Genomic DNA, 21010 nt, shown 5'->3' with positions numbered 1-21010 from the left:
GAGCCGGCGTAGACCGGCTCGCTATCGCTCCTGATCACAGATTGAAATCTGCGTTGGTGAGGTTGTGGTTGCCCTTGATGCTCAGTCGCAGCTCTGCTCCGCTGTCGCCATCCACACTGCCCTGAACGATCGTGTAGTCACCATCCTCGCGGGTTTCATGCGTGACAACCAGTTGTGCAGCACCGCTTAGGTTCGAACCGGCTACCAAGGTGAAGGACTGGTTGCCGCCTGCGCCGCCATTGGCATCGACCCCGCTAAGATCGATCTTGTCCCCGGGCTGGAAGCCCGCGATCGTATCCCCATCTGCATCCCCTGCGGAGAGGAAGCGGAATGTGTCATTGCCGGCACCACCATCGATGATGTTGACGACACTGCTTGCTGTAATCGTATCGTTGCCGGAACCCGTCACGACGTTTTCGACATTCCATAGCGTGTCATTGCCCGATTGAGTGCTCGACGCACTGCCCCGGCCCATGAAGCCCGTACCAAGATCAACACTTAGGTTGGCCGTGATCGCGGCCAGGTCGAGTGTATCGATACCGGCGTCACCGTGGTAGGCGTCGTCCCCATCGCCGGATCCACCGACAAACATGTCGTTACCGTCGCCGCCATGAGCCGTATCGTTGCCGATACCGGCATCGATCAGATCGTTCCCTGCATCCCCAAAGATGCGATCGGACCCAGCATCACCGTAGAGCATGTCATTGCCTGCCCCGCCGAGGATGTCGTCACTTCCGGCACCGCCGAAAGCCATGTCGTTACCACCTTCAGCACTGATGAAGTCATCGCCCTCGTCGCCGCGAACAACATCCGCGCCGTCGCCACCGAGGACCGTATCGTTGCCGCCAAGGGCAATGATATTTTCGCCCTTAACCGTGCCTAGGAGAACGTCGGCATTGGCTGTACCCACAACTGGAGCGCCTGGTGTATTGCCAGGTGCCGGAGCATCGTCGTCATCATCGTCATCGTTACAGGAACCGCCATTGTGGTTGTGATCATCGTTGTCCTCGTCGTCCTCGTCTTCATCATCGACTGGATCCCCGCCAATTTGCGGCATGCCACCGGGTGCAGTGAATTTGATCGTATGTTCACTGCTCGTCATGGTGGTGACGCCATCCTCTATCGTGACTTCGTAGTCAGCGACGGTTGCGCCTTCCGGCAGTTCGACCACGTCCTGCGGACGGAGGTTGCCGACGATGGTGTCGTTGCCGCCATTTGACCTGAAGACGATGCGGTGAGCCGAACTCAAGGCCGATATATCTACCGTATCATCGCCTGCATTCCCATCGATGGTGATGGTATTGAAATTCAAGCTCGTAAACGGTGCATTGAAGTTACCGATAACCTCGATCGTATCGCCGTTGTTCACCCCTCCATCCGGCGTGTTCGGATTGTTGTTGTTGTTGGCAGTGGTATTGAGGGTATTGACGGTAATTTCTTCGATATTGTCGAGTTCGGCAATGATGGTCGTCGTTAGCCCAACCGTACGAGTTATGACGATTTCAGTGTTGGCTCCTGACACCGCAATGCCGGCCAAGAGAGCTTCCGCTTTCGCATAAATCCGGAATGTCTCGGCTAGCCCGTCCCGCCCGTTCAAGTTGAAGGTGTCGGTAGCGCCGGCTCCACCATCGATGATGTCGAAACCATCGGTGTCACCGGAGGCGTTGGTATTCCAGACGATCGTGTCGTTGCCGGTTCCGGCCACGATGATATCGTTGCCTGTACCGCCAGCGATCGTGTCGTTGCCGTCGCCAGCATTGATATTGTCATTGCCGCCGCCGCCGTTGATCGCATTGATGGCGCCATTGCCGACAATGATATCGTTGCCGCCGGTTCCCGTGATATTGGCGGTTGTAACGCGATTTATCGTCACGGTGGCCGGGTCGGTCAGAGTGCCGTCGCTTACGGTATAGGTGAAGGAGCCGCCGGCGATCGTGTTATCGGCAAGGGTAATAATTCCCGCCCCCAGCGTTGGGCCAGTAGCAAGTCCAATGGCTCCGCCCACTGCCGTAATACTGACCGGCGAGCCCTCGGGGTCCGTATCGTTGGCAAGCAGCGCTGCCTGCGAGACGGAGAATGCGGTATTCGCAGCCACATTGGTGATGACCGTGTCGTTGTTGGCTGACGGTGCATCGTTCGAGGCTGTGACGGTGACCGTCGCGGTCGCGATATTGCTGTTCAATAGCCCATCATTGACTGTAACCTGAATGGCTCTGGCGCCAGGAGACGGGTTATCCGATGTGTTTGCATAGCGCACTTGTTGGATAGCCGTCCGGTAATTGGCGATTGAGGCTGTACCTGAAAGGTTCAGGGTGATCTGACCTGCTACGGAGGTATCCACCGATGAGCTGATGCCGCCTGGAAGCAAGCCGAGTACCGAAAGGGCATCGCCTGCACTGGCATTGGTCAGCACAACCCGAGCTGAACTCATGGTCGTACCGTCGTCGGTGATCAGTGCACCGTTAGCAATCGCGACGCCTAGGCCGTTTTCCGTATAGCTCGTTTGATAGTTGTTGCCGGGCGTGCCAGGGGTTGTGGTTGTCGTGCTGGTCGTGGTGGCAATATTGACGTTGTTTATGCGGACGTCTTCTCCCGTTCCAGTGATCGTCGAGGCGACAAAGCGGATGGCTGAGTTCGGCCCAGCGCCGGCGAGGTTCAGGTTGAAACTAGGATTATCCGCGCCATCAAATCCCCCGGAGATGCTGCCTATCGTTTCGAGAATGGTGAAATTCCCGGGCGTGAAGCTCCCTGAGGCTGAATATTGCACCTGGACGGTTTCCCCGACATCGATGCTGCCACCAAAGCCGTTGTTTCGATCATACTCGAACGACAACACAGCAGTCGTAAGGCCTGAGAGATTGACGGTACGTGTGATCGTCGCGCCGTCCCCCGCCAGGAAACGAAGGTCATTGGTGCCGTTGTCGAGTTGGATCTGCCCGGCAGTCACGCCGCCGCTGTCATTGGCCTCCACCCAAGGTGTTCCAGCCCAGTTGACGGTGCCATTGCTGTTGTTGAAGGCTGGTGTATCGAACGTGTCACGAAACGCCTGAGGAACAGATACGGTGGATGTATTTGTGACATCACCATGGAGATCCAGGGTAGGTGCTTGCAGAGAAATATCCTGGTCGGTGAAGTCGAGAATTTCAACATTGCGAATGGTATCAGTGCCATCTGTCGCAAGCCCACCAGTATGGGCTACAGTGATTGTTCCATCGGTGTTGAAGTCGATATCGTATTCGTCTCGTGCTCCGGAGAAGATCGCCCGATCGACATCGGCAATGCCGTCGCTGTCGGTATCGTCATTGCTGTTCTTGATCATTCGAACGATGCCGAGCTGTCCGGGATTGATCGAGCCGTTGAACATGCTGGCGGCAAGTGTCGTCATCGACTTGTGCAGAGCGATAGGCGTACCAGCATGCTCCGTATCATTTGCAGCATATACTGCAATCTGAACGTCGAGATACTTGTCACCGTCGATGATGTCATCGCCGGCATTGCCGGTGATTGCATCGCTGCCGTCGCCGCCGAGGATGATGTCACCACCATCAAAGATCGTCACGTCAGCGCCGAGAACCTCCTGCAGGCCCTGGATAAGGGCGATACCCTCTGCGTCCAGCACGCTGCCGCGATAGCCCGTCGTTCCGCCGTCAGCCAGCGGTGCGCGATCTGCGGCCACGTCCTCAGTGCCTTTCAGAACGTCGTTGAATCTCGTACCCGAGAGACCTTCCACCGACTCATACTCGTCGAGAGCCGCGTTCTGCGGCAGGGTCGGTGCTTCATCGAAGATAATGGGGATGGACAGGTCGGCATTTACGCCAGTCAGATTATCCTTGTAGGTCGCCCAGTCGAAGCCGGACATGCCCACCATCTTGCCGCGGCCGGCACTGCCGACCATGATGTCGTCGCCGCCTTCGCCGATGAACTCGTCAAAGCCACCATCGCCGAGGAACACATCGTGTCCGTCGATGCCGTCGTGGGCGAAGACTTCGTCGAAGTTGTCGCCGGGGGCACCGTCGAAGGTACCAGTTTCGATCCAGTCATTGCCTTCGTTGCCGAGGATGCGTTCGGCGTTCTTGTTGCCGTAGATGAAGTCGTTCCCCGTGCCTGCGAAGACTTCCGAGCCTGCATCTGTGCCGAGAAAGATGAAATCCTGGCCGTCATTGCCCATAACCAGGTCGAGACCCGGTCCAGCATGGACCACGTCGTTGCCCTTGCCGGCCTTGATATTGTCGTCACCACCAGAGTCCTTGATGATGTCGTCGCCGTCGCCACCGTTGATGATGTCGTTGCCAAAGCCCCCTTCCAGGTTGTCGTTGCCACCATCGCCAAAGAGCGTGTCGTCGCCGATGCCTGCAATCATAATGTCGGCTGCTTCAGTGCCGCCGAGCACCACATGGTCGTCACCGGTGTAGCGGAGGTAGTTTGTGTCAGGTCCGACCGTGCCGGGATTATTGCGAACCACGAGCGGCGTGAGTATGCCACCGCCGGTTGGATCGGTGCTCTCAAGCGTCCCGTCTCCATTCAAGTCGTTGAACTGGCGGCTCTGATTGACCTCGAGGATCAGGCCAGGCGTCGAGAATACGTCGGACGGCAGATGCGTCGCATCGGTGTTGCGCATGATCATCGCGGCAAAAGAATTGTTCTCCATTTCACCGAACAGATGCAGACCGTCGAGCCGTTGCAGATAGTAGAAACGATCACCGCTCTGCAGATTCTCCATCTGCACTTCGAAGACGAAGTTGAAGGTGGAACCAAGCATGCCGCCGAAAGGCATGGTCTCTTCGGCCAAGCCCCCGATCCAGAGGTCGACATTGTTGAGGCCGCCGAGCGAGCCGCCCGCATAGAAACCCGTAGCGTTAAGGAAATCGAGGGCATCGGCAGGAACAGTCATGCCGCCGACTGACACGCCGGTGATAATGGTCAGTGCCGCATCGCGCTTTTCCTGAAGTGTGTCCGCGCCGGTAATCAGCGGATGCGTGCCGTAGGAGGCGATGAAGTTGATGATCGAGGCTTCGTTCTTGAGATGGCCGGCAAAGTCGACCCAGCTTTCATAGGGCTTGAGAAGAACATTCTGGTTGCTTGCCTCATAGAATTCGGCGCGGGCCGCATTCAGTGAGGGCACGCCGGTATCACGGCCACGCGCCAGGTTGATGGTCGCGAGGTCAAGCGGCAGGCCGAGCAGGTTGTTACGCAGCGCGCTGGTAACGAACTCGTCAATTTGGTTGCCAACCTGGCGAGTCATGCCGCGGATGATCGCACCGGCGGCAACATCGTCTGTGATGGCATGATTGACGCCGTCGAAAGCCGTTGGGTTGAGGAAGCCTTGGATCAGGCTAATGTGGTCGGGCGTGAAGGACGCGTCGTACTTGTCGATCGACTCAGTCAGCATCGAGTGGCCGAAGCGGTAGACGACGTGGGCGAACTCGGCCACAATCGATGGATTCAGCGTCGTGTCGAAGCCGTCCGGCACTAGGAAGACGTTGATATTTGGCTGGATTTTGCGGGCGAATTCTTCAAAGACGAGGTGCTGGTACTGCATCTCGGTGCCAAACTTGGCCGCCTGGAACAGTCGTTCGCCATCCCAGTTGAGGCCAGCGGCAGTGGCGGGAACCGTGGTAACATCATTGATGAGCCACTCATTCAGGAAGGCAACGGCTTCGGCCTCCGATCCGCCGCCATCAAGAATGGCTTGGGCGTCGGCGAAAGCGACCTCCTTGGTATGTTCGACCAGCCGATTGTGCTCGGCATGGAATACATGGTGAACGGCGGTCAGGCCGATGTTCTCATTGACGCGGCCGTCACCGGCGATGAAGTGTGCGTCGAGCAGTTCATTGTCATACTCTCCGTCGACAGGAATGTTGCCGCCGATTTCGGTGTCACCGTCGGCAAGACCATCAGGCGCTGCGCCATGTGCGATGTCGGCAAGGAAGGCGTGATTTGTGAAGACCGAACGAACTGCAAGCAGGGGATCGGTCGCTCCGAAGACATTGTGGGGATTGACTGGATTGTTAGGATCACCCTCAACTACCAGATCATCATTAGTGTTGGGAATGCCGTCAGGTCCAATGCCGATGACCAGCTGCGGGTAGCCATTGGGACCTGGGATAAAGTTGCCGTAAGGATCGGTCCGCAGTAGCGGAACCGCGGCAACATCCTGGTCGGTCAATTGGATGCCGAGGACGTTTGCTGCTTGTGCCTTGAGTTCGGCCCAGGTTGCCATGCCACCGTTGGCGCCCTCGATCAACTTGCCGGTTGCCGCCGGACCATCCGGCGTTGACACGTACTGCCGGATGAACACCTGATGCGCGGGATTCGACGTATAGGTCTGGTTTTGGTCGACATAGGAGGTAGTCGTATTGACGGGTCGGCCGTCGTCCAGACTTTCGTCCACGCCGACGGTTGCGGGATTGTCGCCCAAGACGCCGTCAGCGCCAGGGGAAGTGGTGGCGCGCGTCAGCACCATAAAATTGGTCGAACTACCTTCAACATACAGCGGGTCATCCGGTTGCAACGGAATCATTACCGCGCCGTTACCGCCTTTGTTGACGAGGTCAAGACCGTGGTCGAAGAACTGACCAAACAATGTGAACCACGAGTTGAACGGAGCCGACAGACCTTCATCCGGCGCGATATTGGGAAGGTGGACATTGGCGCCGTCGAGTTCGATGCCGTTATTAGCCAAGAGGTCGTATAGTCCGCCGGGCACGCCGGCTGCACCATCCAGGGTCGCCTGCGCAGCCGCAAGCGCTGCGGCCGCATTCGCGGCAGCCACCTGCAGCGCAGCATTGGTGGGGTTAGCCGAGGCAGCTGCCGCGGCAGCTGCCTCCACGCGCTGGGCATCGGCCACTGCTCGGAATTCGTCCTGGAGGGGAAAATAGGCAGCCGAGATCGAAGCGGTGATCAGCATGCCCGGATCATCGTTGCCGGCGCGCTGCAGTGCCGTCAGAATCGCGGCAGGATTGCCAAGGGTCTGATCGACGATAAGGTTGGAGATCGTCCGAACTTCAGGATCGATAACATCGCCTGGGTTTGCGAACGTTCCCGGACCATCCACGTCGTTTCCGGGCGTGTAGGTAATCGGAATGGCCGGCGATGGTCCCGCGCCGTCGGGATCAACCATGACAGTCCGGTATTGCGGGTTGAGTAGCTCGAGGAACTCCTGGTCGGCCGCGCCCCACTGTTCCTGACCGGGCAAGAGATGGTTGTACGAGCCGTCGACAGTGCGAAGGCCCCAAGCGACGTTATATGAAGGGATCGATGCAGGGTTTGCGTTCAGGCTCGTGCCATACAGGGGTGCGCCCTCGGCTCCGTTCGTCTGTACGTATAGAGCGTGATCTTCTGCGATCTCAATTTGCTTCAGGATGAAATCGAGATCCGAACGAATATAGGTAACCATGTTACTCTCCCATTAGACACAAGACACGCCGGTGCGGCGACAATCCCCACTTGCGTCTGCTCATGCCGACGCAATTAAACTTTGACCTTCGACCGGGTTTCTCTTGACCACTTCCAAAACAAAGGAACAAACTGGTCCAAAAGAACTTCGGCACGGGTTTCGATGGTCGGATGATGTCGGGGGGGAGGCAAATTTGATAGTTCGGAAGGTCCAGTCAAATACACAGACTTTCGTCGCCAGAAAGACGGGACTTTGGGCCCGGAGGCAAATGTGACCTTTGACCCTAAGGACGAGGGCGACAGGTCGGGGCCAAAAACTGCGTTCCGCTACTGGCAGAGCCTCGGGCTGACGGCACAGTTCCTGATTGTGGCGACGCTTATCGTTTGTGGTTCAATGGCGATCTTGGGCGAATGGCTGAGCTCACAGATGGCAGCAAGTCAGCTGCGCAGCCGAGCCGAGGCGGGTGCTCTCTACATGGAAGGCTTTTTGGCTCGTCACGTAGAAGAAGGTCCCGATGGACTATATGTTTCCGCTGCCCGTCAGAAGGAACTGGACGACCTGCTGATTGGAACGGAGCTCGCGAAGCGCGTCGAAGGTTTCCGAATCTGGCGTCAAGACGGAAGTGTCGTTTACAGCACGGACAAATCCTTGATGGGCAAGAGGCTTCCATCAGGTGATATCGACCAAGCGTTTACAGGAACAGTCGTGTCGCAGCTCGAGATCGGACATGACGATGAAGGAGATGAGGCTCATGGGGACGATCATCCGATGGTCGAGATCTACGCACCGATTTACCGTCCTGGCTCACAGGAGGTGATCGCCGTGGGTGAACTCTACGAAGAAGCACAAGGATTCATCTCTGAACGCAACCGCGTTCAGCGTCGTACCTGGGCCCTCGTCGGTGCAACGACAATTGCGATCATGGCCCTGCTTTTTCTAATCGTCAGGCGTGCTAGCGGTATTATCGAGAGCCAGCGTTTAAAGCTCAAGTCGCAGTTGGCCGATGCGCAGGCGCTGGCGGAGCAGAACGAAAAGCTGCGCACTGCTGCCGATCACGCCCGCCTGGACGCTAGCAAATCCAACGAGGCACTGCTTAATCGCATCGGTTCTGATCTGCACGACGGGCCGGTCCAGCTGCTTAGTTTACTAATCCTGAGACTAGCAGGTACTCCAGGCGCAGCACAGCCAGCAGATGTCTCTGAAACTGCGCCAGATGAACTTCACCCGGTGCGACTCGCGAGCCGCGTTCTTGCGGAACTACGTGAACTTTCAACGGGCCTCGTTCTGCCCGAGATTGAGAACATGCCGCTTCGTGAAGCGCTCCGGGTTGCTGTAGAGCGTCACGAATATGCAACCGGTTCAGTCGTCACCGCAAGCTATGAAGACCTGCCGGAGAACGTAGCCTATCCTTTGAAGATATGCCTCTACCGCGTAGTCCAGGAGGGACTCAACAATGCGTTCAGGCATGCCTCTGCATTGGACCAGCAGGTCATCGCTTCGGCCGACAGAACCTTGATTACAGTCATCGTCAGCGATGCGGGACCAGGTTTGGCACGCGCCGATGCACCATCTGAACGCAACAGGCCCTTGGGACTTCAAGGGATCCGTAATCGCGTGCAGACCTTTGGCGGGTCAGTTGAGCTGAAGCAGCGCCGGGCGAAAGGCACGCAGTTGATCGTCTCAGTTCCGCTTGAAGGAAACTCGGCGTAGAGAGCGCCTCTAATGGCGCGACATGGGCTCGCCATGGCTGCCGACTTCGAGCTTTTGGGCAGCGATGAGGACTTCCAGCCGATTTCTCGCATGCAGTTTCTGCATCAGAATCGTCATATAGTTCTTCACTGTCTTTTCTCCGATGCCCAACCCAATGGCGATCTCGCGATTTGTAAAGCCCCGAAGCAAAAGCCGAACGATCTGCTCCTCACGAATGCTGAGCTTGATCGGTCCGTTCGACATGCGGCGCAAGGAAGCGACCCGAAGGGCTTCGATTACCTTACAGGCAAAGCTTGGCGTGATGAAGGTTTCGCCGCTGTGAGCTGCACGCACACCTTGAACGAGTTCTTCAGCACTACTCCCCTTCAGTATGTAACCGCTCGCACCGGCATTGAGTGCTTTCACCGCATAATCGCTTGCTGTCATGGCTGTAAAGGCCACGACTTTCGTACCGCTTGACTTGGTCACGATCTCGTTGATGGTCTCGAAGACATTACCTGGCATGAAGAGATCGAGGACCATGACGTCCGGACGCAGCTGTTTGTTTATCTGCAGCGCGTCGTCGGCGGTTGTCCCTTTGGCGACGACCGAAAAATCGTCATTCACCTCGAAGAGATTGACGACCCCCGCGAGCATGAGCGGGTGGTCGTCCACCAGAGCGATCGTTATTGGTGCCATAGTTTTGCGCCCCCCCCGTGCCTTTGCGGCTTCTGCCACTATTAGGCACCTATTCTGTCATTCTGTCCTTAGGCAATTGGGACTACACCAAAATTGGTGGCTTAGAACTGAAGCTGTGGGCCTTATAAATCGCTCCTGACGTTTCCTGGTTTGATCAGTCGCTTCTGCGCCTGCCTGCGCTCCATGGCATCGTCAGAAGAGGCGAACCTGCGGCTCAAAAAGGGAGAGTTACGCAGGCCGAACCGCCATGGCGTGGCAGGTGCCTTGCTGATACCAATGCGAACTCCTGTCGCTATCTCCACGACCTCGGCCCGAGCTTCAAGTGTAAAAGGCGGCGAAAGCAGGGATAACCCGTCATATGACCTATCGATGGCGAGGGCTTGGGCGAGTTTCCCAGGTCCCGAACATAGAAGGCGAACGTCCTCGGTCAATCGCCGCAGCTTCATCGCATCCAGACCCAGTTCCGGCTGCAACGCCCGGATCAGAACGGCGGACCCTGGATAGCAGACAAAGTTGAGGCACCAGTGGATGCCGTAGGAACGGTAGACATATGCATGCGCGGCCGGGCCAAACATGCTGCGGTTTGCCAAGGTGGGTCCGCGGAAACTATGAGAAGCAGGATCATCCGAGGCATAGGCTTCGGTTTCAACAATCGTGCCACCGATGCCGTGGACCATAAGTCTCATCCCAATGAGGTCCCGGGCGACCAGATCCGGACTTCGTTCAAAAAACTCGATCATCAGATCCCTTTGTTTCCATTTCCAAGGAACAAATTGTCCCGCGTCGCCTTTATTATCAAGGCGGGCAACTACGATCAGGTCCTTTCGTCCTCGTAGCTGCCTTACGCAAGAATATAGGAGGTTCTAATGGGTCGCGGTATACTTCTCTGGTTGCTCGGAGTGCCAATTCCAATAATTCTGCTTCTCTTTTTGTTTATGCGATAGGAGAGCGCCATGTCTCTCACCGACTTGAACGCGGGTGTGGACGCAACAAATGAGTCGAGTTCCAGCGCGCTCAGCTGGGGTCCGATACTAGCCGGATCTGTTGCTGCAGCGGCAATAACCTTGTTGTTAACATTACTGGGATCCGGATTTGGCCTGACCATGGTGTCGCCTTGGGCTCCTGAAAATTCGTCGGCTACAACCTTTGCGGTTTCGGCAGCGATATGGCTGGTGCTCGTCCAGTGGATATCGGCCGGCGTTGGCGGTTATTTGACAGGCCGTCTGAGAACAAAATGGACTGGTGCGCACACAAACGAAGTATATTTCCGGGACACTGCTCATGGATTTGTAACGTGGGCGGTTTCTACACTGTTCGTTGCGGCCATGCTTGGATCTGCAGTGACTTCCACCGTCGGCGCCGGTGTCCAGGCAGCTTCGAACGTAGCTTCGGGAGCTGCAGGGGCGGCGACTGAGGCGGCAGGAGCCACAGCCAACAATGCGTCCGTCGCATATTACGTCGACAGCCTTCTTCGCCCTGGCACTCCCGGCTCACCTCCACAGGATGCTGCGGGTGATGCGAGTGCAGAAGTTTCAAGAATACTCATAAATGCCGCAACAACGGGCAGCCTTCCTGCCGAAGATAGGGCCTACCTTGAGCAGGTTGTTGCTGCGCGCAGCGGACTGAGCGCGCCTGATGCAAAGGCACGGGTCGATGCTGTTTTGGCCCGTGCGGACGAAGCCAAGAAAGCCGCCCTGGAAACCGCCGATACCGCGAGAAAGGCGACGGCGACAGCGGCATTTATGGCAGCATTTTCGTTGCTGATTGGCGCCTTCATAGCCAGCGTAGCAGCCGCGCTTGGAGGTAGGCAGAGGGACGAGGATGAAGAGGCATATCTATCATCGTCCACTGGTGCGTACAGGTAGTTTGCCATCACTTCGCGGGCAAATCGCGTGACTCGGTAGGGTGCTGGCGGCGCCCTCCACTTTTTCAGTTTCGAATTCCTCCCGTTTGCTCACCAACGATTGACGGACCCGTGACTTGACTTGCTGATCTCAGCATCCATCTGTGTCCTGTTTCAGATGAATTGTTGCTGCCCGGAACTCCCAATCCAAAAGCGCGGCCACCAGAGAGTTGAGGTATTAGAGATGAGCCAGTTGTTTCAGCCACTGCGGTTGAATTCGCTTGAACTTGCAAACAGGATCGTCATCGCACCGATGTGTCAATATTCGGCTGAAGATGGCTCGGCATCCGACTGGCACATGATGCACCTTGGTCATCTTGCGCTGTCGGGTGCTGGGCTGCTCGTTGTTGAAGCGACGGCGGTAACGCCGGAGGGGAGAATTTCGCCCAGCGACCTAGGCCTCTATTCCGATGAAAATGAAGCGGCTCTTGGGCGCATTGTCGCTGCCATACGGGATTATTCGCCTATACCGTTTGCCGTCCAGTTGGCCCATGCAGGGCGGAAAGCTTCGACCCGTGTGCCATGGGAGGGCGGCAAGCAAATTGCACCGGCCGCGCCGACCGGCTGGAAGACAACCGCGCCCTCGCCTGTGCCCTACCTTGAGGAATACGACGCTCCCATCGCCTTGGATGAAGCTGGCCTTGTGCGGATACGAAACGGGTTCGTTGAAGCGGCGCTACGTGCAGAAAGGATCGGGATCGACGGCATCGAGATCCACGCGGCACATGGATATTTGCTGCATGAGTTCCTGTCGCCATTGTCAAACAAACGCAACGACCAGTATGGCGGTAGCCTTGAGAATCGCATGCGATTCCCCTTGGAAGTGTTCGATGCAGTACGGTCGGCGTATCCCGGTAATAAGCCGGTTTGGGTACGTATTTCCGCCTCCGATTGGGTCGATGGCGGCTGGGACATCGAGAATTCGATCGTCTTTGCTAAAGAGCTCGAGGCGCGTGGCTGTGCTGCCGTCCACGTCAGCAGCGGCGGCCTCTCCCCTTTGCAAAAGATGCCGGTGGAACCGAATTATCAGGTGCCATTCGCCCGGCAAATCAAGCAGGCTGTTAACATGCCTGTTATTGCCGTCGGACTGATCACTCGGGCAAAGCAAGCAGAAGCGATCATCGCGGATGGTGATGCCGATGCAATCGGGCTGGCGCGGGCAATCTTGTACGACCCGCGCTGGCCGTGGCATGCCGCGGCGGAACTGGGCGCACAAGTGATAGCTCCAGAACAATATTGGCGATCCCAGCCTCGAGAACACGCAGATTTATTCAAGATTCGCCAAAGCGCCTGACTGCGAAGCCTGAGCAGCCGTGACTAATCGAACTTGCGGCGCTCGTTCTCCGAGGAATAGTGCAACCGCTTGTCCTCATACATCAACAAATCAGCCCGCTTGGCCACGGCTTCCATCTTTTCGCCGGCATTGCTGGTGGCCCAGCCGATGGCTGTATTGAGCGGTATGTTTGAGTAGTACTGATTGTTGATCTCGATAAGGCTGCGAATCTCCTCAACCATGCTTGTTGCACCGAGCTCGTCAATGGCCGGGAGAAGAACAGCAAACTCGTCTCCGCCGATGCGTGCGGCGTAACAGGGGGGCTTGATGGCTTCTGCAAGAACCTCCCCTACGCGACGCAATAATGCGTCGCCCACACCATGCCCCCATTGGTCGTTGACCACCTTCAATCCATTCAGATCGAGAATGATGATCGACACGGGGTGGAATTCATGACGCTCAAGCCTGTTCATTTCATCCACATAAAAAGCCCGATTATAAAGCTTGGTGAGCACGTCATGCTTCCCAAGATATTCAAGATAGGCCTCCGCCTTTTTTCTGGCGGTGATATCCGTCAGAGATATTTGAACCAGAGACCAGTCCTGCTCGTGACCAGGCAAAACGGAAAATTGCAGCAGAACATGCCGCTCGGTACCGTCCAGCGCATAGTTTACCGTTTCCCGCTGATGGAAAAGGTTGCCATTCCACAGTTCTATGAGCTGTTCCCTGAAGTGCACATTCATCCGGTCTCTGAAAATATCTGGTAGCCGGCGCAACAACGTCAATTTGTCAGGCGCAAGAAATAGCCTAAGCGTTTCATTGTTCACATCAATGACGCGTATCTCACTTGCACATTGCCCGACGAATTCAGGATGGACGTCGGTGAAGACGCGGAAATCCGTTATTCCCCGGTCACGCAACTCATCCAGTAGACGCTTGATACGGCTAAAATCTTCAACCCAGAGCGACACGGGAGAGTATTCGAACAACCCTTGGGCATAGCGTTTGCTTTCGATCTGCTGTCGCCGCGCATCCTCGCGTTCGGTGACATCTTCGATTGAAAGTAAGACTCGCTTCCAGGTCTGTTCATAACCCGGCAGGACCGCCCCCCGCAATTGTATGTCGAGCCGACGGCCACTCAATGTGTAGTTGACCGTATCGCTCGAGAACTCGGTGTGACCGTCCCACAGAGCCGACAGTTCCTGGATGTGAGATTGCAGCATGTCGTCGCGAAAAATAGCGTCGAGATTTCCTGTCAGGTGGCCAAAATCTTCAGCTTCGAAAAGGGATAATGTTTTCTTGTTGACCTTCAGAACGCGTATCAGGCTTGAACATTGTTTGATGCGGTTTTCGTCTTCACGCAGATAGGCTCTTATGTCGGCGACACCTGATTGACGCCATTCCTCAAAAAGGTCTCTGACGCTACTGAAATCCTCCAGCCACAGCGAGATGGGAGCCAGATCGAATGTCTCGATATCGGTGTGATTGTCGACATGTTCGTTCATAGAGGGCAAGTCTCTCGTCTGGGTTCCATTCACCCGCCTGCACCTACATGAACCAAAATCACTGAACAATCGTTACTTTGGAATAAACTTGCCATCAGGCACTCAGCGAGCCGCCTGTCAAAGAAGAAGCCGCCATGCTCCGAGAATGTCGGGATCATGGCGGCTCCTTAGATGGTTTGTAAGTCTATTCCTCGCGTTGACCCGTCAGGCTCAGCAGTAGCTGAAACAGATTTATGAAGTTGAGGTAGAGCGAAAAGGCCCCAAACACTGCCAGTTTCTGCTGCGATTCTGAATCGAAGCTTTCGGCATACTGTTCCTTGATCGACTGCGTGTCCCAGGCAGTCAAGCCGATGAACACCAGGACGCCGGCAACCGAGACCACGAACTGCAGCATCGATGAACCGAGGAAGAGATTGACGAGACTTGCCACTACGACGCCAATCAGCCCCATGATCAGGAACGAACTGAACTGGGAGAGATCGCGTTTTGTCGTATAACCATAGAGGCTGGTGGCACCGAACATTGTCGCCGCGATAAAGAACGTGCGGGCGATGCTGGTTCCGGTAAATACCAGGAATACGGATGCCAGCGAAAGTCCCATCACCGCACAAAAAGCCCAGAACATGGCCTGCGCCGATGCTGCGGACATGGTCTGCATCTTGAATGAGAAGAACATCACGAAGGCGAGCGGTGCCAGCATGACGACCCATTTCAGTGGTGTCGAAAAGATTGGTACATATAGTGCTGGTGTTGAGGCGACGACAAATGCGACGACCCCCGTCAGCACTAAACCAAGACCCATATAGTTGTAGATGCGCAGCATGTGCTGGCGCAATCCTTCATCGAACAATGCCGCGGATTGGCCGCGTGCCGTGTCCAGTCCATAACGAAGTGGTGTATTCATCGTGTGATCCTCTGTCGGTTGTTCAGTATAGAGTATTTGAAAGCTGCGATGCGGCGGCTTCGAGATCGGCAGGACTCGCATTCGACACAAGCGCATAGGCGACATCGCCAATCTGGAAATAGGCGGCCGAGCTAGCGCCTACGCGGAGCCCCTTCGGCTTTACGACATCGAAGGTTCCCGGACGGACCGCGAAAAGCGATATCTTGCCCAAATTGTCCGACGCGATTTCCATTTCGACGCTCGGCCCAAAAGGCGATGGGAAAAGCTGCGCATCTTTGACACTCCACTGGGCAGGCAATTGCGGCATGGTGATTGCCGTCGCTGCTCGTATCTCGGCAGGATCATAAGGGTTCACGTCGGACTGCGACTTCATCCCTGCCCTGACCAGAGACGTTTTATGCGCCATGACCGCGTCCGACACAAAGCTTGGTGGCGGCGTAGAGGCGACGACCTGAGAGATCGTCAGGGGGCCGAAACCGGCATGCGCCAACCAGCCCAGAGCGACCAGAACCGCTATGGCTGCGGCACGTTGCAAACTACCAAGCAGTCGGTTGCGCATCAGACCCCTTTCGAGGCGACGCGCCGCTTCACTCGTTTCCAGCGTTCCCCTACTTTGCATACCGGTAAGCGCCATGCGCAACTCGTCGCGAGCCTGCAGATCCGACATCACGCGAGCAGCCTGTTCAGGATGATGTGAGAGATAACGGGCAATTTCGATACGTCGGCTCGCATCGAGCTGATCGTCGACATAGGCATCAAGGTCGCTCTCGACGACAGGATCGATCACGTCACTCATCGCGGCCTCCAACAATCCTCAGACGTGCGATCTTGCCGGCTTGCGGCTCGGCTTCCAGTAAACGTAGCGCTGCACGAGCCCGGCTGATTCTAGACATCAGCGTTCCAATGGGTATCCCCAAGGTTGCTGCAGCCTCCTCGTAGGAAAGGTTCTCAATCGCAACGAGATGAAGCGCTGCCCTCTGCTCTTCCGGCAGTGCAAAAAAGGCTCGGCGAATATCGGACAGATGCACGGAGTGCTCCTGTGGGGGTTGCAGACTCGTGTCCGCCACACTTGCCATCGCTTCCGCGCGGCTGGCCTCGGCCCGATTTGAGCGCTTGTTGTCGATGAAGCCGTTGTGGAGGATCGTCAGAAGCCAACCCTTTAGGTTACCGCCTTGGCGAAAGTGGCTCCGTTTTTCATAGGCACGCACAAGCGTATCCTGCACCAGATCTTCCGCATCGGCTTCGTTGCGCGTCAGGGAGCGCGCGTACCGGCGAAGCGAGTCAAGCTGGCCAATGACATTAAAGCGGGAAGTTTGAGCCTTCATATCAGGTATACGGAGCAGCCGCGAATTTATTCCCGTTCGTTAAAAATATTATCACAGAAAGGCAAATTAGACGACTAGAGCAGCCTCTGCTTCTTTAGCTCGTCTTTGAGGTAAGCATAGTAGATCGGCGCTGCGATGAGACCAGCAATACCAAACCACGCCTCCATCACGATCATAGCAAGCAGCAACTCCCATGAGCGGGATTTTATGCGCGATCCGATGATCCGGGCATTCAAGAAATATTCGAGCTTGTGGATGATCACCAGGAAGGCGAGAGAACCCACCGCTGCGACAAAAGAAACACTGAGAGCCACGACTACTATGACAGTGTTGGAGATCAAGTTTCCGACAACTGGAAGAAGACCAGCGATAAACGTTACAGCAATCATTGTTTTCACCAGCGGGAGGTGAACGCCAAAGAAAGGCAGGATCACTAGGAGAAAGATAGCGGTAAAAACTGTGTTGAGGGCCGATATGCGAAGCTGCGAGAACACGATATTGCGGAAAGCTGCGCTGAACAGCGCGACACGTTCGCCTAGCTCAACCGCCAGTGGACCCGGTTCGCGTATGGAAGCAATCGACGAACTGAGGGCAATCATCCCGCCGATCACCATCCCTACGATGATCCTTACCAGGAGAACGCCGAGTTCCCGTCCGACGAGTTGGAGTTGCCCCGCATGTTCGCGCAGCCATTTCGCCGCCAGTGTTTCCAGCTCTTCAAGATTCGACGGGAAATAATCGCGGGCCCAATTGGGCAGGTGAAGTTGGGCCGTATCGATGATTTCCGCCATCTTCTGGAACAGCGATATGATCCCTTCGTCCGAACTGTCCGTGAGTAGGGCCATGCTGCTTGTAACGGCTGCGACGATCACGAGGATGAAAACAAGGGCCAGTAGTGCCAGTGCAATCGTCTTGGCTAGATGCCCGGAGATGCCCAGTCTACCAAGCAGTGGAGCCGAATAGTGGACGAGGTTGTATACGAGAAGCCCTGAGAGCAGCGCCGATAGCAATCCGAGTTCCAGCACTGCAACGAGTGCAATAAACGACAATATGTAGGTTGCGATCCGGAGTAGAGCGGTGGTTGGCAAGTGTATCACCTGAGAGGGCTTTCAATCATGGCTGTACCTACCCTCGAAAGCCTCGGGGACGCAAGCACCTAGCACATCATAACGGATTTGCAATTATCTACCGCTACAAGGATAGAATGAACCGCCGGATGCAAGGTGGCGGTCAGCGCGTTTAATGCGGCCATCACCCTTGCCGGACGACTAGGGATGCCACCATACCAGGCCCATCTCACCAGCGAAAAGCGGATCGAGGAACGGACCCGGACACGCTTGCGTTCCGGTAAGCTTGTTACTCTCGATGGTCGTTTCATTACCGAATGCCACTTTCACAACATTGCGGGCGGTGGCGCCCGGATCAGGGTTGTTGGCCAATGTGCCATTCCCATCCGGTTCTGGCTCTTCGATGATCAGCACCGCAGCGCTCTTATCACGGAAATTGTGTGGCGCAAGGATGCTGAACTTGGTGTGCGTTTCGTTGACAATGCAGGTGTACCGTATCTGTCGGACGCGATGCTCAACGCACTCTCCGGCAAATATTATTCCCTTTAGGGCTACTGACGCTTCACGCCCTTGGTGTTCTGATCACGAATCTCCTGCGCCGTGATATAGTTGAACTGTTCTACGAGAAGATCTTTCACCAGTGGTTGCGGGAACCGGGCATTTACCCCATCGATTATCGCTTTCCTGACATCATCGAAGTTCACCTTCTGGACCTCTTTGACGTCAGAATAGTGCCCGTAGAACTGTCTAAAAATCTCGTCATTGATGAAGTAGGAAACGGGAATACCGAACGACGCGTTTACACCATGATCCAGCGTGTAGGCCAACTGTGAGACTACATAGCCCTGAACCGCGTTGTCGATGATAATAGGAACGCTGAATACATCTGTTTTACCGTCATCCAAGATCTCGATTGCCTCAGACCCGACGGCGGCTGTCGCGGAGTTCTGCCAAACGGCAACATAAAGCGATCCAAGTGCGACGGCGCAAATCCACAAGCCAATCAGCAAGATTCGGATCATGCGCCGAGTCCGTTCCTTACCTGGCTTGCCGTATAGGTTCCGTCTGCCTCCTGGGTTTCCAGTGCATCGCGTATGATGCCAGCGAGTTCCGTCACTGCGCGCAGGTGCAATTTTATCGCATCACAGTTGCGGTCCAGCTTCTGCCGCAGATTGTCGAGAACCGGCTGGAGAGCCTTGAGCGCGGTAATATCAACTGTTTTCAACGCCTTGCCCAGCGCCTTGTTGAAGTCGCGCAAACCGCGGCTTTTGTGGGCATTGATATCGGCCAGATCGACAGCTTGACCCTCAAGAAGCATTCGCGTCTCTTGCTCCACAACATCCTCCAGACGCCGGATGGCAAAAAAGACGGGCTCCAGGGCCGGCTCGATCGCTCTGCTGTGGATTTGATCCTTGTGCATAATCTCTATTTCCATATCTGTTCCTCCAATCTCATCGGCCTTGAGGCTCGCGCTCTAACCCTGCCTGGAGTTGCCAACGGTATCCGTGGACTTGAATTGCTTTTGAATGGACGGACGTTCAATCAGGTCCAAAATGGCATTGGAATCCCGTGTTTGAACAGGTTGCTGGACAGTAGACCCCCCCTCGTTCGATTTTATGGCTCTCTGATGTTCCAGCATTTTCGCCACGCCTATGCCGCCGGCGTCGGCCATTTTGTTAGCGACGGCTTCAGCCATCATCGATTTCCAATAGTTGCCGGCGATCCCCTCGCCATAGACAGCCTGGTTGTCTCCTGTAAACATCGATTCGACGAAAGACTGCAGCATGAAGGCTTCAAATTTTCTGAACGCAGGAATTGGCGCCTCATGAACTTCCCGGCCAGCGGCATCAGGTAAAACCGATTGCTGCACGCGAGCAAAATTCTCCCGTGGCAGTTGCCCCGCTGCCGAAACCCGATCAGAAACCATGCTGCGCAGCTTCTCCACTGACGCCCGCAACGTGTTCGGATCAGCGGCCATCGCAACATCCAGCACCAGATCGGAAGGTGGATTAATAGCCATCGATTCCAGTTCCATCGCTTTTCATGATCCTAGTCTACCTCGCCAAACTTACGGGAGGCTTGAGCCGTGCATCTTTAGATTGCCGACTTCGCGAGCAGGAAACCCTGATACTCCTCCATCTGGTACATCAATTCGGCCCTCGCCATCTCTTTCTCGATTGCACGAAGCCGCGCGCCAAGCGCGTCCAGTGTACGCGCCGCTTTCAACAGATCGTGTTTTGCTTCGACGATTTCGTCACCGAGCCGGGTCTGTAGCGCCTTGTTTGTCTCCAGGCGCTTCGTAATGATTTGCGCAGGAGCGGCGACCTTCGAGCTCGCTGAGAAGAGGTCGTCCTGCAATTTGACGAGACCGTCGTTCTCATCCTCTCTTGCGAGGTACTGCTCGTTAAGACGTGATAGATGGAGTTCACAGCGGGCTTTGGTTAGTTTCTGCAGTCTGATCAAAGTCAGACTTGAAGCTCGCGAGCTACTTGCCATTGTTAGAAGTTCCTCAAATAGGTGGCGGTTTCGTTGGTAAAGAACCGCAGAAGATCGGACATGCTGAAATAGAGCAGCATCAAGCCGCCTGCCAAAACGAAAGGCAGCGAGATGAAGTAGACGGGAATGGATGGCGTCAGCTTGTTGATGAGGCCCACCGCGATATTGACCACGACGGCGAATACGATGAAGGGCGCGGCGATGCGAATGGTACTCATGAAGGCTGCCGAGATTGTGTCTGTCAGATTGATCATCGCTGTCGCCGGCTGGAAAACACCATCGACCGGAATGGTTGAGTAGGATGAAAGTAGCGCGCGCAACACCTCCAGATGCAGGTCCGAGACAAAGAACAGGCACAAGGCGGAAAATGTGAAGAGGCTGGCAATTGCCGCCTGCGGCTCATCCGCTTCGATTGCACGCTCCGGCGCGCCCGAGTATCCGGTTGCCATCGCCATGGCGTTGGCCATGAACTGCAATGCCCAAAAATACAACCGAGACAGGATACCAATCAACGCACCGACGATCGCTTCTACGGCGAAGATTCGCATCAGCATCAAGGGCTCGGTCCTTACAACGGGCGTTACCTGCGTCAACACCAGCGGCACCACCATCAGTGAGCAGGCAAGTGCCAGGAATAACCGGATTTGCATGGGGATACGCGGACTGGAGATGCCAGGCATGATCATTAGACACGATCCGACGCGGGCAAAAACCAGCAGAGCCGCGATGACACTGTCGCTCAGCGGCGGCACG

General features: G+C 55.9%; 17 protein-coding genes. 4 read left to right on the top strand and 13 right to left on the bottom strand.

Annotated features, from left to right (window positions below; translation table 11 throughout):
- Nucleotides 1–34: 34 nt before the first annotated feature.
- The gene (locus tag CU100_RS20215; protein ID WP_106718386.1) at nt 35–7396 is read right to left on the bottom strand and encodes a peroxidase family protein; all 7362 of its coding nucleotides are present in this window, start codon (nt 7394–7396) and stop codon (nt 35–37) included.
- A 270-nt stretch (nt 7397–7666) separates the two neighbouring features.
- On the opposite strand from CU100_RS20215, the gene CU100_RS20210 reads away from it, so the two are divergent.
- Nucleotides 7667–9106, top strand: coding sequence for a sensor histidine kinase (locus tag CU100_RS20210; protein ID WP_106718385.1), 1440 nt, complete (start codon nt 7667–7669; stop codon nt 9104–9106).
- Between the two features lie 9 nt (nt 9107–9115).
- On the opposite strand, the gene CU100_RS20205 is transcribed toward CU100_RS20210, so the two are convergent.
- Nucleotides 9116–9784 carry a response regulator gene (locus CU100_RS20205; RefSeq protein WP_106718384.1) on the bottom strand — a complete coding sequence of 223 codons (669 nt, stop codon included), beginning with the start codon at nt 9782–9784 and terminating at the stop codon, nt 9116–9118.
- 122 nt (nt 9785–9906) lie between these two features.
- Nucleotides 9907–10527, bottom strand: coding sequence for a DNA-3-methyladenine glycosylase (locus CU100_RS20200; RefSeq protein WP_280951625.1), 621 nt, complete (start codon nt 10525–10527; stop codon nt 9907–9909).
- Nucleotides 10528–10737: 210 nt separating this feature from the next.
- Between CU100_RS20200 and CU100_RS20195 the strand changes: the two genes are divergently transcribed.
- Together CU100_RS20195 and CU100_RS20190 are read left to right on the top strand one after the other, a co-directional pair.
- Nucleotides 10738–11649 carry a hypothetical protein gene (locus CU100_RS20195; protein WP_106718382.1) on the top strand — a complete coding sequence of 304 codons (912 nt, stop codon included), beginning with the start codon at nt 10738–10740 and terminating at the stop codon, nt 11647–11649.
- A 222-nt stretch (nt 11650–11871) separates the two neighbouring features.
- Complete coding sequence (locus CU100_RS20190; protein WP_106718381.1) at nt 11872–12981, top strand: NADH:flavin oxidoreductase/NADH oxidase; 1110 nt, start codon at nt 11872–11874, stop codon at nt 12979–12981.
- Nucleotides 12982–13004: 23 nt separating this feature from the next.
- Here CU100_RS20190 and CU100_RS20185 read toward each other — a convergent pair whose 3' ends face one another.
- The 5 genes from CU100_RS20185 to CU100_RS20165 form a co-directional block, all read right to left on the bottom strand.
- A complete protein-coding gene (locus CU100_RS20185) occupies nt 13005–14465 on the bottom strand; it encodes a sensor domain-containing diguanylate cyclase (protein ID WP_106718380.1) in 1461 nt (486 codons plus the stop codon).
- A 184-nt stretch (nt 14466–14649) separates the two neighbouring features.
- Nucleotides 14650–15369, bottom strand: coding sequence for a Bax inhibitor-1/YccA family protein (locus CU100_RS20180; RefSeq protein ID WP_106718379.1), 720 nt, complete (start codon nt 15367–15369; stop codon nt 14650–14652).
- Nucleotides 15370–15391: 22 nt separating this feature from the next.
- Complete coding sequence (locus CU100_RS20175) at nt 15392–16165, bottom strand: anti-sigma factor family protein (protein ID WP_106718378.1); 774 nt, start codon at nt 16163–16165, stop codon at nt 15392–15394.
- Entirely contained in the window at nt 16158–16694 is a 537-nt protein-coding gene (locus CU100_RS20170) for a sigma-70 family RNA polymerase sigma factor (protein WP_106718377.1), read from the bottom strand. Before CU100_RS20170 ends, CU100_RS20175 begins: the two co-directional genes overlap by 8 nt.
- A gap of 74 nt (nt 16695–16768) precedes the next feature.
- Nucleotides 16769–17791: an AI-2E family transporter gene (locus CU100_RS20165; protein WP_210204110.1), complete on the bottom strand. Its 1023-nt coding sequence runs from the start codon at nt 17789–17791 to the stop codon at nt 16769–16771.
- 177 nt (nt 17792–17968) lie between these two features.
- On the opposite strand from CU100_RS20165, the gene CU100_RS20160 reads away from it, so the two are divergent.
- A complete protein-coding gene (locus CU100_RS20160) occupies nt 17969–18310 on the top strand; it encodes a PilZ domain-containing protein (protein WP_106718376.1) in 342 nt (113 codons plus the stop codon).
- A gap of 2 nt (nt 18311–18312) precedes the next feature.
- Here CU100_RS20160 and CU100_RS20155 read toward each other — a convergent pair whose 3' ends face one another.
- The 5 genes from CU100_RS20155 to fliR form a co-directional block, all read right to left on the bottom strand.
- Nucleotides 18313–18783: a hypothetical protein gene (locus CU100_RS20155; protein WP_106718375.1), complete on the bottom strand. Its 471-nt coding sequence runs from the start codon at nt 18781–18783 to the stop codon at nt 18313–18315.
- On the bottom strand, nt 18780–19196 hold the full coding sequence (locus tag CU100_RS20150) for a flagellar protein FlgN (protein WP_342588319.1): 417 nt from the start codon (nt 19194–19196) through the stop codon (nt 18780–18782). The genes CU100_RS20155 and CU100_RS20150 overlap by 4 nt, the downstream gene beginning before the upstream one ends.
- Nucleotides 19197–19235: 39 nt before the next feature.
- Nucleotides 19236–19781, bottom strand: a complete 546-nt coding sequence (locus CU100_RS20145) for a rod-binding protein (RefSeq protein ID WP_106718667.1) — start codon at nt 19779–19781, stop codon at nt 19236–19238.
- A 74-nt stretch (nt 19782–19855) separates the two neighbouring features.
- Entirely contained in the window at nt 19856–20257 is a 402-nt protein-coding gene (locus CU100_RS20140; RefSeq protein ID WP_106718374.1) for a hypothetical protein, read from the bottom strand.
- Nucleotides 20258–20259: 2 nt separating this feature from the next.
- On the bottom strand, nt 20260–21009 hold the full coding sequence (gene fliR / locus CU100_RS20135; protein WP_106718373.1) for a flagellar biosynthetic protein FliR: 750 nt from the start codon (nt 21007–21009) through the stop codon (nt 20260–20262).
- Nucleotide 21010: the final 1 nt, after the last annotated feature.

This window comes from Phyllobacterium endophyticum (genome assembly GCF_003010935.1).
GTDB classification, from domain to species: domain Bacteria; phylum Pseudomonadota; class Alphaproteobacteria; order Rhizobiales; family Rhizobiaceae; genus Phyllobacterium; species Phyllobacterium endophyticum.
The sequence above is the reverse complement of the archived record's forward strand: the minus strand, read 5'-3'. Positions and strand labels throughout refer to the sequence as shown.

Bases quoted from the DNA above. Each gene is read 5' to 3' on its own strand.
- CU100_RS20215 (WP_106718386.1), bottom strand. From the start codon at position 7,396: ATGGTTACCTATATTCGTTCGGATCTCGATTTCATCCTGAAGCAAATT.
- CU100_RS20205 (WP_106718384.1), bottom strand. From the start codon at position 9,784: ATGGCACCAATAACGATCGCTCTGGTGGACGACCACCCGCTCATGCTC.
- CU100_RS20195 (WP_106718382.1), top strand. From the start codon at position 10,738: ATGTCTCTCACCGACTTGAACGCGGGTGTGGACGCAACAAATGAGTCG.
- CU100_RS20190 (WP_106718381.1), top strand. From the start codon at position 11,872: ATGAGCCAGTTGTTTCAGCCACTGCGGTTGAATTCGCTTGAACTTGCA.
- CU100_RS20185 (WP_106718380.1), bottom strand. From the start codon at position 14,465: ATGAACGAACATGTCGACAATCACACCGATATCGAGACATTCGATCTG.
- CU100_RS20180 (WP_106718379.1), bottom strand. From the start codon at position 15,369: ATGAATACACCACTTCGTTATGGACTGGACACGGCACGCGGCCAATCC.
- CU100_RS20175 (WP_106718378.1), bottom strand. From the start codon at position 16,165: ATGAGTGACGTGATCGATCCTGTCGTCGAGAGCGACCTTGATGCCTAT.
- CU100_RS20170 (WP_106718377.1), bottom strand. From the start codon at position 16,694: ATGAAGGCTCAAACTTCCCGCTTTAATGTCATTGGCCAGCTTGACTCG.
- CU100_RS20160 (WP_106718376.1), top strand. From the start codon at position 17,969: ATGCCACCATACCAGGCCCATCTCACCAGCGAAAAGCGGATCGAGGAA.
- CU100_RS20155 (WP_106718375.1), bottom strand. From the start codon at position 18,783: ATGATCCGAATCTTGCTGATTGGCTTGTGGATTTGCGCCGTCGCACTT.
- CU100_RS20150 (WP_342588319.1), bottom strand. From the start codon at position 19,196: ATGGAAATAGAGATTATGCACAAGGATCAAATCCACAGCAGAGCGATC.
- CU100_RS20145 (WP_106718667.1), bottom strand. From the start codon at position 19,781: ATGGCTATTAATCCACCTTCCGATCTGGTGCTGGATGTTGCGATGGCC.
- CU100_RS20140 (WP_106718374.1), bottom strand. From the start codon at position 20,257: ATGGCAAGTAGCTCGCGAGCTTCAAGTCTGACTTTGATCAGACTGCAG.